Consider the following 12704-nt stretch of genomic DNA (forward strand, 5'->3'; position numbering starts at 1 on the left):
GCTATTATTTTCACTATTTTTGCCGAAATTTTAAAGCTCGCTTATGTTATCAGTGTCGAACCTGTCAGTTCAATTTGGAAAAAGAGTCCTTTTCGATGAAGTAAACGTCAGTTTTACATCGGGAAATTGTTATGGTGTTATTGGGGCAAATGGTGCCGGAAAATCTACATTTCTAAAGATCCTTTCAGGACAGGTAGACCCTACATCCGGACAGGTACACCTGGAGCCCGGAAAACGCATGTCTGTACTGGAGCAGAATCACAATGCTTATGATGAGTTTCCGGTTCTGGAGACCGTGGTTATGGGCAATAAACCCTTGTTCGAGATCAAAAAAGAGATCGATGCGCTATATGCGGATTACAACGATGCCAATGCAGACAGAATAGGGGAGTTACAGGTGACCTTTGAAGAGATGGACGGATGGAATGCGGACAGTGATGCCGCCGCTCTGCTTTCCAACCTTGGGATTTCAGAAGCATTGCATTATACCGCTATGTCCGATCTGGATGCAAAACTCAAGGTAAGGGTACTTCTCGCCCAGGCCTTATTTGGTAACCCTGATGTGCTGGTTATGGACGAGCCTACCAACGACCTCGATTACGAGACTATCGCCTGGTTGGAGAACTTTCTTGCAGGATATGACAATACGGTAATTGTGGTTTCTCACGACAGGCACTTCCTGGACGCGGTTTGTACCCATATTGCCGATATTGATTTTGGAAAGATCAACCTCTTTTCCGGAAACTACACGTTTTGGTATGAAAGCAGCCAGCTGGCTGCCAGGCAAAGAGCCCAACAGAACAAAAAAGCTGAAGAGAAAGCCAAAGAACTGCAGGAATTCATCCAAAGGTTTAGCGCTAATGTTGCCAAGAGTAAACAGGCTACATCCAGGAAAAAAATGCTTGAAAAGCTAAAAGTAGAGGATATCAAGCCATCAAGCCGGCGCTACCCGGCTATCATTTTTGAAAGAGAGCGGGAGGCCGGCGACCAAATACTGAATATAGAGAATATGTCTGCTTCCACGGACGAAGGGGAATTGCTTTTTCAGCGCTTGAACCTGAATTTGGCAAAAGGAGACAAGGTGGCCATATTGTCCAGGGATTCCCGAGCTACTTCGGCCTTTTTTGAGATCATTACCGGCAATAAGAAGCAAGATTCCGGAGAATACAAATGGGGAATTACAACCACCCAGTCCTATCTCCCGGCGGACAACTCCAAATTTTTCCAGCAGGATATCAACCTGGTAGACTGGCTCCGTCAGTGGGCGAAAACAGAAGAAGAGCGGGAAGAGGTGTTTATTCGGGGATTTTTGGGTAAAATGCTGTTCAGTGGCGAAGAGGCATTGAAAAAGAGCAGTGTACTTTCCGGAGGAGAAAAAGTGCGTTGCATGTTGAGCCGAATGATGATGCTCAGGGCCAATGTGCTATTGCTCGATGAGCCTACCAATCACCTGGATTTGGAAAGCATTACGGCTTTCAATAATTCTCTCAAGAATTTTAAGGGTACAGTGCTGTTCACAACCCATGATCATCAATTCGCTCAAACTGTGGCAAATAGGATCGTAGAATTAACCCCCAAAGATACTATTGACCGATATTTGACGTTTGATGAATATATGTCTGATAAGTCTATTCGGGAACAACGAGATAAGATGTACGCCATTCCCGTTTAGCCGGCAGACACCCAAATTGTATCAGCATGAAAACCTACAGTTATTGGCTGGCCCTATTGGCCATGCTCGTTCTCGCCTGCGATTCCGGTGAGGAACCTACGGGCGATGAAAAAGAGACGGAGAGTGTGGATGCAGACTATTCCGTACTTCTTACAACAGATGAGATCCTATCCAGTGCACTTTTGAACGCGAATGCGGAGAGCATCGGGATTAATCCGGGTACAATTCCTTTTAGCAATTCCGCAGCTCCCGAATTGAGCTATAAAGAAGAAAAACTTTGGGGTTTTCTTACCGCCGATTCGGATTGCAGCGCGATTATCCGAAAATACGATTTCGAAACCTTTGAATCCGAAAGCCATTCGGTTTTTACCGACCCCTTAAACTGTAACCTACAAACAAGGGCACTGGCCTTTGGAGGTTCCGATTATTATATCGCCTATGAAATACCCGGGGCGGGAGTAGGGGAGAAAGACTACTTTATTCGCGCTTTGGATACCAGTGGCAGCGATAATACATTCCAGGACATTGAAACCGAGGATGCTCCTCTCCAAATGGTGGTTTCAGGCAGTAGAGTATTTGTATTGTCTCAGGAGGAGACCGATGATTTTTCACTAGCTGTTATTGACCGGAATACCAACGCCTTCGTACATGAGATTAACCTGGATTCGTCCGTTCTGAAATTGTTCAAGAATCCGGATGGGGACATCATGGTAAGCTATCCCAGCCAGCATCTCATTGTAAACAGTCAGAGTATGGCTATCACCAGTACCGTACGCTACGACGACGGGAAAGAACCTAAATTTGGCTATAAGGATGGTAGTTTTTTCGACCTTCCCGGCAATCTCTATTACCGCATGCCAACAGATCTGGATGGTACTGCATACCCCAGTATACCTGGAGTGTATGACTTTGAGAACAATACCGCCGTGCTGTATTTCTATGAGAACTTTTTAACCGAGGAGGAGCGGCTGTTTGAATTTGAAATTGAAGACACGCGGACCATCGGTTATGATCATAAGAATAACCTGATCCTGATTGGTTATCAAAAAAGTTCGGATCAGAGCAAAGGCGGTATATTAAGGATAAAACCGGTTCCGGACCCTGCCTTTATAGACAACATTGATCTCCCCGGGGTACCACTGGAAATATTTATCGACTAGTAATAGCTGGGCTATCGGACATGATTATCCGGGTATTCCTTTGCGTCAGGCATTAAAATATTTGCTGTTCCAGATCGCGTGGTTGAAATTCTTGCCCAACGCGAAGCCATAAAAGATCACTATGGCGGCAACGGATTTGAACATAAAGAAAAATATGATCCAAAACTCTCCCGTAGAATTATTCTTTGAAAAGAGTCCCTCCGGCACCATAAGTGTGAACAGATAACTCATCAACAGCACCAGCAGGCTTAGGTTGATGATATTTTTAAATGGCCATACAAAAAGCCGGCGCAGCGGATGCAGATCATTCCCCCAATGGTGGATAAGGTAGAAATAATCATTCCCTATGGGAGCAAAGAGCAAAGGATCGTTCTTATCTTCCAGTTTGAAAAGTTTGGAAGGCGCTACTATTTTGAAACCTTTTAAGCTTGTATCGTGCTGGGTCTCCAGTCTTTTGATCCTGCTTAAGGCTTCCACCGGGATCTCACCTTTAAAGTATCTGGAATCCAAAAAACGAAGCCGGTATTCGATACAGATCTTTTTGATCTGCTCTTTGTGGAAGATCCGCCCGGTCTCCAGCTGATCAAAATCAAAAGAGTTAGTGAGTGTGCCTTTTCCCTTTGAAAGGGTTTCGAGAATTTCGGAATCCTTGGCTTCCTCTTTTCGGAGTATTTCCTTAACTTCCCGAAGAAGTACTTCTTCATTCACTTCCCTGTCTCGCAGGGCTGATAATTTTTCTGGAATGTTAGTGGTTTTCAGTCTCATTTTTTTCTTTTTCTAGCAATTCCTTCAAAAATACGGAATAGCTGAATCTATATCAATCCTTAAGGTATGAATCAGACTGTTAATATTTTGTTAATTTCTATGAACTGCATTTTGGACTTAGGGAATTTTCAGGCTGAAATTGTATATTGTCGATGAAAGTATGCAGTTTATCGATACTTTTATATAACACGAAACTTAAAACCAGTTCCCCTATGAAATGCATGGCTGCCCCACTCGCCTTAATGCTCTTTCTCTCTGTCTCTGTTACCCAAGCCCAGTATCGCCCTGTAATGGATTACGACTCGAACAGTCAGCAGAACACAATCATTGAAACGACCCAGGAATCTCAGAACCACAAGACCTTATTAGCTGCGGTACGCGCGGCAGACCTGGAGGAGACTTTAGGCAGTGCCGGTCCTTTTACCGTTTTTGCACCTTCAGACGTGGCTTTTGAACAACTTTCCGCCAGTCAAATTGACCGCTTACTCCATCCGGAAAACAAAAAAGAGTTGAAAGCCATGCTTACCTATCATATAGTGGCGGGCAACCTGACTGCCTCTAAGATCCTTAAGGCCATGTGCCGTGGAGCAGGTACAGCCACCTTTACAACGGTTAATGGTGATGAGCTTACCGCCAGTATGGACGGTATAGATATCGTTCTGAGGGATTGCTACGGAAATACCGCGAGGATTACCACTGCTGATGCCGGTCAGAAGAACGGTGTGATCCATGTCATTGACCGGGTGATCTTACCAGCACAAATGTAAATTACCGCAGTTCCGCACCCAGTTCAGACTCGTACTGCTGCTGTAATTTGTTCATGATTTTGTCTATCTGCTTGTCGGTAAGCGTCTTTTGCTTATCCTGAAGGGTGAAGCTCACAGCATACGATTTTTTGCCTTCCGGGAGGTTCTTACCGGTATAGACATCGAACAAGGACACATTTTTTAAGAGTTTACGCTCAGACCGCAACGCGATATCGTGAATTTGCCTGAAGGTCACATGATCATCGATCAACAGGGCGAAGTCTCTTTTAACTTCCGGGTATTTGGGAATTTCATCAAAAACGATGGAAGTGGTTCCGGCAAGCCGGACCAGATGATCCCATTCCAGGTCTGCATATAGCACTTCCTGTTTGATATCAAAAATCTGTAGCACAGCAGTTTCGACAACACCAAGTGAAGCCAGTCGGGTTTTACCTTTGAATAAGGCAAGTCCCTCAGAGACTAATTCGCTCTCCAAAGGTTCGCTGCTCAATCCGGAGATGCCCAGGCGCGCAATTACGGCTTCTACTATGGCTTTAAGGAAATAAAAATCCGACTTCCTGTTCTCCAGGATCCAACTGTCCGAATGGCGGTCTCCACTGATCAGTACGGACAAGTGGGTGTTTTCCTGTCGGCCTTCATCTGCCTGATGATAGGTCTTACCAAATTCAAAAAGCCTCAGGTTGGATCTTTTTCTGTTAATGTTGTAAGCCACTGCTTCCAGACCCGAAAACAGCAAAGATTGTCTCATCACTGAAAGTTCTCCGCTCAACGGATTGAGGATACTCACCTGTTCCGAATTGGAAATGGACAAGATCTCCTCGTATTTCGGATTGGTCAGGCTATTGGAAAGAATCTCAAAAAAGCTTTTGGAAGCCAGAAAGTCGCCCACTACATTTTGCAGGCGATAGTCTTCATACCTGGAACTTGGGGCCACAGAGGTATTGAATTTATCATCAAAGTGAACATTGTTATATCCGAAAACCCTGAGGATCTCTTCAATCACATCCACCTCCCTTTCTACGTCTACCCTGTAGAACGGTATTTCCAGGCCCAGTCCGGATTCCGTGACACTTTTCACCTGAATATCCAGTGAAGCCAGTATAGACTTAATAGTGTCTTTCGGTATTTCCTGACCTACCAGGGAATTGATCTTTTCGAAGGTCAGAAAGACCTGCTGGTTAGACTTCTTTTTAGGGTAAAGGTCTACAATATCAGAAGTGATATCCCCTCCGGCGATTTCCTTGATCAAGAGCGCGGCCCTTTTAAGGGCATATTCCACATTGTTGATATCCACTCCTCTTTCGAACCTGAAAGAGGCGTCAGTACTCAGGCCATGTCTCTTTGCGGTACGCCTGACGCTCACCGGATCAAAATAGGCGCTTTCAAGGAAAATGGAGGTGGTATCTTCTGTAACTCCGGTATTGATGCCTCCGAAGATCCCGGCAATACACATGGGTTTTTCCCCATCACAGATCATAAGATCATCCTCGTGTAATTCGCGTTCCTCTCCGTCCAGGGTCATAAACCTGGTGCCTTTTTTCGCATTCCTAACCACGATCTTTTTATCGTAGATGCGGCTGGCGTCAAAAGCGTGCAGGGGTTGCCCTAACTCGTGGAGCACGTAATTCGTTACATCAACTATATTGTTTATCGGTTTCAGACCTATGGCTTTGAGGCGGTTTTTAAGCCAGTCCGGGGAGGCCTGTACAATAAGATTGCTGATGGTAAGGCCACAGTACCGCGGTGCCAGGTTGTGGTCTTCCACGTCTACATCCAATTTTAAGGAGCGATTGTCTATTCTGAAATTGCTGACAGATGGCGTATTCAACTGAGGCTGAAGCTCGCGTTGGATAAGGCCTGCTTTGAGATCCCTGGCCACACCAAAATGGCTCATGGCATCAGCACGGTTGGGAGTCAACCCGATCTCAAAAACCTGGTCGTTCTCAATATCAAAGATCTCTTTACACGGGGTGCCGGGCTCAAAATGATCGGCAAGGACCATAATGCCATCGTGATCCTCTCCCAATCCAAGTTCGTCTTCGGCGCAGATCATGCCATGACTCTCTTCCCCTCTGATCTTACCTTTTTTGATCTTCCATGGCGTTCCTTCGGCGTCATATAGGGTAGTGCCAATGGTAGCGACCGGAACTTTCTGTCCCTTATCCACATTGGGAGCTCCACAAACGATCTGCACTGGCTCTCCTTCGCCAATATCTACTTGAGTTAATTTTAGTTTATCCGCATTGGGATGCTTTTCACAGCTCAGTACATGGCCTACGACCACGCCTTCCAGTCCGCCCTTAACAGACTCAAAAGAACTGATACCCTCAACTTCTAAACCCAGATCTGTCAGTAGTTCGCCGGTTTTCTCCGCTTCCCAGTCTATTTGGAGAAATTGCTTTAACCAGTTATACGAAATGTTCATCCCCCCGTTTTAAGCCCCCAAAGATAAAACAATGCTTCCTTACATTCAACCACCCGCTATTGAATTGCTGCGTTTTTTGTCGTAAGTTCCACTCGCTAATTCTGATTTATCAAAGATCCTTAAATTATGAGAACAGTTCTATGTCTGGCTATTGTAATGCTGCTCTTTTGTGGTTGCGGGGAAAGACAGCATGCCGAGATGAAGCAAGGTGACTGGCTGGGCAAACTCTATCTGATGGACGATCAGATCTTACCTTTCAATTTCAAGCTAACTAAAAACGGAGACGCCTATTTCATGGAAGTTTACAATGCAAATGAAGTGGTCACTATCGATGAGATCTCTGTGGATGCCGACTCAATTCACATTAAAATGCCGGTCTTTGAAGGTTATATTGCCGGGCGATTTGGAGAATCCAGCATTACCGGCGATTTTATTAAGGAAAGTCTTAAAAGGGTAGTGCCATTTAAGGCCACCTATGGTAAAAAACCTCGTTTTGAGCAGTTAAGGCCCGCAGAAGTGAATGTTTCCGGGATCTGGGAAGCGGAGTTTAGCGCGAATACCGAAGACAGCTACATGGCCAAAGGTATCTTTACTCAAAATGGGGATAAGGTAACAGGCACTTTCAGAACCACTACAGGAGACTATCGCTATCTGGAAGGAGTAGTAGATGCAGACTCCCTTAAGCTCTCCACTTTTGACGGAGCTCATGCATTCTTGTTCGCGGCTAGCATATCAGACAGTACCCTTAATGGCACTTTCTATTCAGGTAACCATTTCAAGGAACCTTTTACGGGCAAACGCAATGAGGCATTTGAATTACCGGATGAGGATTCCCTTACTTATCTAAAGGAAGGTTTTGACCGCCTTGAATTCTCTTTCCCGGATGCCTCTGGTAAAAATGTTTCCCTCAGCGATACCCAATTCAAGGATAAGGCGGTTGTGGTTCAGATCATGGGCACCTGGTGCCCCAATTGTCTGGATGAGACTAAGTTTTTGGTGGAATACCTGGAGCAGCATGATCATCCGGACTTTCAGGTAGTAGCACTTGCCTTTGAATATGCAAAAACCCCGGAAAAAGCTTTTGAAGGGATCTCCAGGTTACGCGAGCGCATTGGAGTTCCCTACCCCATATTGCTGGCTCAGTTTGGTACTTCTAACAAAGTTAAAGCTAATGAGAAATTACCTATGTTAAACCATGTTTTGTCTTATCCCACCACAATTTTTTTGGATAAAAGCGGGGCTGTAAGAAAGATACACACGGGTTTTAACGGTCCGGCAACAGGATCCAAATACACTGAATTCAAAAAGGAATTCGGCGATTTTGTCGAAGTTTTGCTTAGTGAATAAGGGATGTGAAATAAAAAAACCTTCCAGCTAAGGAAGGTCTTTTAGGCGAAAAAAAAATGTAATTAAATGATAGTGGATTTTCCCAATCCGATGTTTTCCTTGTTCATACTCTGGTAATCGTCCGAATCTACGATATTGCTTGCTACAAACTCCCCAACTTCGTCCGTGCCGTATTTGCTCTGTGCATCCAGGTCTTCCGTTACTATGCCTTTTTTCATAGACTTGTTTATCGCTGCAACAACCGCTTGAGCTTCTTCAGTTAACCCAAAATGATCCAATAACATGGCTGCTGAAAGTATGGACGCCACAGGGTTGGCCATGTTCTTTCCCTTAGCCTGTGGGTAGGAGCCGTGAATGGGTTCAAACAATGCGTGCTGCTCTCCTACCGAAGCTGAAGGTAAGAGGCCAATCGATCCGCCTATTACACTTCCTTCATCCGAAAGGATATCCCCAAACAGATTGTCGGTAAGAATGACATCAAACTGCCTGGGATTCAATATGATCTGCATGGCGGCATTGTCTGCAAACAGGAAATCGAGTTTTACTTCAGGGTAACTTTCCGCGATCTTTGAAACAACCCTGCGCCACAACCTGGAAGATTCCAATACATTGGCCTTGTCCACAAGGGTTAGCTTTTTCTTTCTTCCTTTGGCGGCTTTGAAAGCCAGATGCGCAATTCTACTGATCTCTTTTTCCGTATACACACAAAGATCCGAAGCCCGTGTACCATCCTCGCTTAATGTCTTTTCTCCAAAATAGATCCCTCCGGTGAGCTCGCGATAGATTACAAAATCCGTTCCTTTGATTATCGATTTACGCAGCGGGGACTGGTCCAGCAAAGAAGGAAAAACCTGTACCGGTCTTATATTGCTGAACAGCCCTAACTCCTTGCGAAGTCTTAGCAGGCCTTGTTCCGGCCGTACCTTGGCATCTGGTTGATTGTCGTATTTAGGATCTCCGATAGCCCCGAACAACACGGCATCTGACGCTTTGCACAGGTCCAATGTGGCTTCTGGTAGGGGGTCTCCGGTTTCTTCAATAGCAATGGCGCCTACAGAGGCAGAAGTAAATGTAAATTGATGTCCAAAGGTCTCCTCAACCGCCTGAAGGCATTTTACGGCCTGTGCGGTTACCTCTGGGCCGACCCCATCTCCGGATAGCAGGGCGATCTTCAAATTCATTTAAGCAATGCTTTCGATATTGACCTTGCTGGCAATTACGATCTGATGGATATCCTCATCCAAAATCTCCTTTTTGCGATCTGCAAACTTCAGGAATTCATCGTAGACGCTGTCCAGCTGAACCTTGGTAAGCTCATAACCCACTTTTTTGGCCCGATAGGCCAGGGCAGCCCTTCCGCTTCTCGCGGTCAGCACTATAGAAGATTCATTGACTCCTACATCCTCAGGATCAATGATCTCATAAGTCTCCCTTTTCTTGATTACCCCGTCCTGGTGTATTCCGGAGCTGTGGGCAAAGGCATTGGAACCAACGATAGCTTTGTTGGGCTGCACAGGCATACCCATTTTTTGAGAAACCATCTGGCTTGTACTGTACAACAACTTGCTGTTAATCCCCGTATCCAGATTGAGATCCGGGTGCTGCCGCAGTATCATCACCACCTCTTCAAGGGAAGTATTGCCGGCACGCTCTCCAATACCATTGATGGTACATTCAATTTGCCTTGCCCCGTTTATTACCCCTGAAATGGAGTTGGCGGTGGCCAGGCCAAGGTCGTTGTGGCAATGACAGGATAAAATAGCTTTTTCTATCCCTTTAACATTCTCTTTCAGATACTTCATTTTGGCTCCATACTCTTCAGGAAGGCAGTATCCCGTAGTGTCAGGAATGTTCAGAACAGTGGCGCCGGCTTTGATAACCGCCTCACATACCCTTGCGAGGTATTCGTTATCGGTTCTTCCCGCGTCTTCAGCATAGAATTCGATATCCTCTACGAATGATTTCGCATACTTTACTGCTTCTACCGCTCTTTCCAGGATCTTTTCTCGAGTGGAGTTGAATTTAAATTTGATGTGTGAGTCCGAAGTTCCGATTCCGGTGTGAATTCTGGGTATCCTGGCAGATTTAAGCGCTTCCGCCGCGACTTCAATGTCTTTTTTAACCGCTCGGGTCAGCCCGCAAACTGTAGCCTCTTTGACCACTTTGGCAATTTCGGATACCGATTGGAAATCCCCAGGGCTTGAAATGGGAAATCCGGCTTCTATGATATCCACTCCCAACTGGTCCAGACGTTCTGCAATGACCAGCTTCTGGGACGTGTCTAACTTACAGCCGGGAACCTGCTCCCCATCCCTTAAAGTGGTATCAAAAATGTGTACCTTATCTTTACGCATTATATTTACATTCTTTATGTCACCTATACGAATATATACTTAGCTTATCGAACACCCTGAAAGTAAACAGGGTATTTACAATGTTAAGTTACATTTAAGGTTATGTAATTTACTGGTAAACAATTATTTAAATTGTATTTTTTACGATGACAAATACCCATAAAGATGCCTTGTTTGTCTTGGTCAAGTCGCTTTCCAAATCCGAAAAACGTCAGTTTAAGTTGTACGTCGGGCGGCTTGGGGTAAATACTGATGCCAAATTTCTTGCCCTATTCAATTTACTAGACAAGATGAGGGCTTATGATGAAGGGATCATCATAGAAAGCGGGATCGTAAAAAAGACCCAACTCTCCAATCTCAAAGCCCATTTATACAGGCAGATCCTGGTTAGCCTTAGGCTAAATCCTGTTAACCAGAATATCCGTGTACAGATCAGGGAACAACTGGATTTCGCGACCATCCTCTATCAAAAAGGCCTTTACAAACAAAGCCTCAAGATCCTGGACAAAGTGAAGGCGACAGCGATAGAAAACGAAGAAAAGAATATTGCTTACGAGATCGTGGAGTTGGAAAAGATCATTGAGACCCAGTATATCACCCGAAGTATTCCAGACAGGGCAGATGAATTGGCGGTTCAGGCAAAAACGCTTTCGGAGCAGAATGTGATGACCAGCAAGCTTTCCAATCTTTCACTTCAGTTATATGGTATGATGCTAAAGGTTGGGTATGTCCGAAATGATGAGGATTTTCAGAAAGTACAGCGCTACTTTGATGCCCATTTGCCAAAATACCAGATCGAAGATCTGGGTTTCCGGGAAAAACTGTGGCTTTATAAGGCACACCTTTGGTACAGTTTCCTGATCCAGGATTTCTTGTCGTGCTACAAATACGCCAACAAATGGGTAGATCTTTTTTACGAACAGAAAGAGATGATCTACCTGAATCCCGTTTTTTTTCTAAAGGGAAATCATTATTTGTTAGAGTCTTTGTTTTTTGTAAAATATAGCACTCAATTTAAAGTGACACTTGATAAGCTTGAGGCCATTGTCAGTGAACCCAATTTTCCTAAGAACGACAATATTGCCTCCCTGGCTTTCCTGTATATCAATGCCAACAAACTGAACCTTCACTTCCTTGAAGGGACTTTTGAGAAAGGCCTGTACCTGGTCAAGATCATTGAGTACGGGATCGCAAAACACAAAGACCGGATCGATGCCCATCACGTTATGGTATTTTATTACAAAATAGCCTGTCTGTATTTTGGTGTTGGCGACAACAAAATGTGCATACAGTATTTGAAACGCATCATCAACAATAAGAACCTTAAAATGAGGGAAGACCTCATGTGTTTTGCCAGGGTGCTGAGCCTGGTAGCTCACTATGAAGCCGGAATGGATTATCACCTGGAAGTGCAGCTAAAAAGCACTTACAAATTCCTGCTTAAAATGAATGATCTCCATGAAGTCCAGAAAGAAATGATTCGCTTTTTGAGAAACCTGGGAGACATTTATCCACATGAATTGAAACAGGAATTCCGGAAGCTCTACGACCGCTTAAAAAAGTACGAGAATCACCCTTATGAAAAGAGGGCTTTCCTCTATCTTGATATCTTGTCATGGCTGGAAAGCCATTTACAAAATAAGCCTGTAGCCCAGATCATAAGGGAAAAGGCTATGGTACTTACTCGTTAACCAAACCCGGAGTTTTGACGTTAAAGTGCTGGATGAGGCCTTCATCCAGGTTCTCAAAGTGTTTACTTTGAGCCATTTGTTTGATTTTAACCGGATCGAAATTCCCATTGAAATAGATGAAGGAGCCACTGCGTTTGTTGTTGTTGTAGATCAGGATCTCCTTAACCGTATTTCGCCTTTCCCGAATAGAGACCACATGCCTCTTGAGCTCGTCGTTATTTCGGAAGACTTCAATAAAGGAAGTCCCGGTTATATTGTTCATTTGGGAATTAAGGAACCTGGTCTGGGAATCTGTTGTGCTGGGAAAAGACATAAATCTGAGGTCTTTTGTATTCCCGACCAATGAGCCCATTTCCGGGGAACTACCGGCTATCATGGACAGCAAGAATTGTGGGACCCGGATCGCGGTTACCTTGTCATCGTTCTTATGGGCCTCATAAAAGCGATCTATAGAGTTGTAACTGCCACAACTCACCAGAAGGAGCAGGCAGCAAATGGATAGTGTTTTTTTGAGCACGGTATA

The 12704-nt window shown here is 44.7% G+C and carries 10 protein-coding genes; 5 read left to right on the forward strand and 5 right to left on the reverse strand.

The window, feature by feature from the left end:
* The first annotated feature begins 43 nt into the window (after positions 1-43).
* Positions 44-1672: an ABC-F family ATP-binding cassette domain-containing protein gene (locus GTQ38_RS15500; protein WP_161436467.1), complete on the forward strand. Its 1629-nt coding sequence runs from the start codon at positions 44-46 to the stop codon at positions 1670-1672.
* Between the two features lie 26 nt (positions 1673-1698).
* A complete protein-coding gene (locus GTQ38_RS15505; protein WP_161436468.1) occupies positions 1699-2832 on the forward strand; it encodes a hypothetical protein in 1134 nt (377 codons plus the stop codon).
* Between the two features lie 45 nt (positions 2833-2877).
* On the opposite strand, the gene GTQ38_RS15510 is transcribed toward GTQ38_RS15505, so the two are convergent.
* Positions 2878-3597 carry a hypothetical protein gene (locus tag GTQ38_RS15510; RefSeq protein WP_161436469.1) on the reverse strand — a complete coding sequence of 240 codons (720 nt, stop codon included), beginning with the start codon at positions 3595-3597 and terminating at the stop codon, positions 2878-2880.
* A 212-nt stretch (positions 3598-3809) separates the two neighbouring features.
* Between GTQ38_RS15510 and GTQ38_RS15515 the strand changes: the two genes are divergently transcribed.
* Complete coding sequence (locus tag GTQ38_RS15515; RefSeq protein ID WP_161436470.1) at positions 3810-4364, forward strand: fasciclin domain-containing protein; 555 nt, start codon at positions 3810-3812, stop codon at positions 4362-4364.
* A 1-nt stretch (position 4365) separates the two neighbouring features.
* Here GTQ38_RS15515 and pheT read toward each other — a convergent pair whose 3' ends face one another.
* Entirely contained in the window at positions 4366-6789 is a 2424-nt protein-coding gene (pheT, locus tag GTQ38_RS15520) for a phenylalanine--tRNA ligase subunit beta (RefSeq protein ID WP_161436471.1), read from the reverse strand.
* A 126-nt stretch (positions 6790-6915) separates the two neighbouring features.
* Between pheT and GTQ38_RS15525 the strand changes: the two genes are divergently transcribed.
* Positions 6916-8136: a peroxiredoxin family protein gene (locus GTQ38_RS15525; RefSeq protein WP_161436472.1), complete on the forward strand. Its 1221-nt coding sequence runs from the start codon at positions 6916-6918 to the stop codon at positions 8134-8136.
* A 62-nt stretch (positions 8137-8198) separates the two neighbouring features.
* On the opposite strand, the gene leuB is transcribed toward GTQ38_RS15525, so the two are convergent.
* Both leuB and GTQ38_RS15535 read right to left on the reverse strand, forming a co-directional pair.
* Entirely contained in the window at positions 8199-9317 is a 1119-nt protein-coding gene (leuB, locus tag GTQ38_RS15530; RefSeq protein ID WP_161436473.1) for a 3-isopropylmalate dehydrogenase, read from the reverse strand.
* Positions 9318-10490, reverse strand: coding sequence for a 2-isopropylmalate synthase (locus GTQ38_RS15535; RefSeq protein WP_161436474.1), 1173 nt, complete (start codon positions 10488-10490; stop codon positions 9318-9320).
* Between the two features lie 146 nt (positions 10491-10636).
* On the opposite strand from GTQ38_RS15535, the gene GTQ38_RS15540 reads away from it, so the two are divergent.
* Positions 10637-12181 (forward strand): hypothetical protein, encoded by a 1545-nt coding sequence (locus GTQ38_RS15540; RefSeq protein ID WP_161436475.1) that lies wholly within the window; start codon positions 10637-10639, stop codon positions 12179-12181.
* On the opposite strand, the gene GTQ38_RS15545 is transcribed toward GTQ38_RS15540, so the two are convergent.
* Positions 12171-12698: a DUF4252 domain-containing protein gene (locus GTQ38_RS15545; RefSeq protein ID WP_161436476.1), complete on the reverse strand. Its 528-nt coding sequence runs from the start codon at positions 12696-12698 to the stop codon at positions 12171-12173. The genes GTQ38_RS15540 and GTQ38_RS15545 overlap by 11 nt on opposite strands.
* Between the last annotated feature and the right edge of the window lie 6 nt (positions 12699-12704).

Origin of the sequence: Poritiphilus flavus (genome assembly GCF_009901585.1) — a bacterium.
Taxonomy (GTDB): domain Bacteria; phylum Bacteroidota; class Bacteroidia; order Flavobacteriales; family Flavobacteriaceae; genus Poritiphilus; species Poritiphilus flavus.

Coding starts and splice junctions, on each gene's coding strand:
- GTQ38_RS15500 (WP_161436467.1), top strand. CDS start 44: ATGTTATCAGTGTCGAACCTGTCAGTTCAATTTGGAAAAAGAGTCCTT.
- GTQ38_RS15505 (WP_161436468.1), top strand. CDS start 1,699: ATGAAAACCTACAGTTATTGGCTGGCCCTATTGGCCATGCTCGTTCTC.
- GTQ38_RS15510 (WP_161436469.1), bottom strand. CDS start 3,597: ATGAGACTGAAAACCACTAACATTCCAGAAAAATTATCAGCCCTGCGA.
- GTQ38_RS15515 (WP_161436470.1), top strand. CDS start 3,810: ATGAAATGCATGGCTGCCCCACTCGCCTTAATGCTCTTTCTCTCTGTC.
- pheT (WP_161436471.1), bottom strand. CDS start 6,789: ATGAACATTTCGTATAACTGGTTAAAGCAATTTCTCCAAATAGACTGG.
- GTQ38_RS15525 (WP_161436472.1), top strand. CDS start 6,916: ATGAGAACAGTTCTATGTCTGGCTATTGTAATGCTGCTCTTTTGTGGT.
- leuB (WP_161436473.1), bottom strand. CDS start 9,317: ATGAATTTGAAGATCGCCCTGCTATCCGGAGATGGGGTCGGCCCAGAG.
- GTQ38_RS15535 (WP_161436474.1), bottom strand. CDS start 10,490: ATGCGTAAAGATAAGGTACACATTTTTGATACCACTTTAAGGGATGGG.
- GTQ38_RS15540 (WP_161436475.1), top strand. CDS start 10,637: ATGACAAATACCCATAAAGATGCCTTGTTTGTCTTGGTCAAGTCGCTT.